The organism is Shinella sp. 838 (assembly GCF_029623935.1).
Lineage (GTDB): Bacteria > Pseudomonadota > Alphaproteobacteria > Rhizobiales > Rhizobiaceae > Shinella.
Genome location: NZ_JARSBQ010000083.1, coordinates 1 through 555, shown reverse-complemented (window position 1 = coordinate 555; position 555 = coordinate 1). Strand labels below are relative to the sequence as shown.

Genomic DNA, 555 nt, shown 5'->3' with positions numbered 1-555 from the left:
GCAGCGAAGGTGGTGGACGCACCTGGGCGACATTGGCCACTCTCCTTCAGACCTGTTGGGGTGGACGGCCCCCAAATCGGCATCGATGTGCCAGAATGAGGTCGTTACAGATCTCAAGCGAAGGAGACCGTCCGTGGAAGAGATTACCCGCATCGGAATGGACACGTCAAAGCACGTCTTTCAGTTGCATGGCGTAGGCGCTACTGAGGAGCCCGTGCTGCGCAAAAAACTGCGTCGCAAGGAGATGATCGCCTTCTTCGGGAAACTGCCACCAACTGTTGTAGCGATCGAAGCGTGCGGTGGATCCCATCATTGGGCCAGATTGCTGCAATCGTTCGGACATGAGGTAAAACTCATTCCACCACAATATGTTAAGCCGTATGTCAAGCGCGGCAAGAACGACGCGGCCGATGCTGAGGCCCTCTGTGAGGCAATGAGTCGACCGACGATGCGGTTCGTCCCAGTGAAAAGTGCGGAGAGCCAGGCGGCGTTGATGCTGATCGGGGTTCGTGAGAGGTTGATCCGGAATCGGACCCAACTCGCCAATGCCATACG

The 555-nt window shown here is 56.9% G+C and carries 1 protein-coding gene; it reads left to right on the top strand.

All coding sequences use genetic code 11. From position 1 onward, the window contains the following. Positions 1-133 precede the first annotated feature (133 nt). Positions 134-555 (top strand): IS110 family transposase (locus P9A16_RS35675; protein WP_278026573.1); only part of this gene is annotated, 422 nt, incomplete at its 3' end.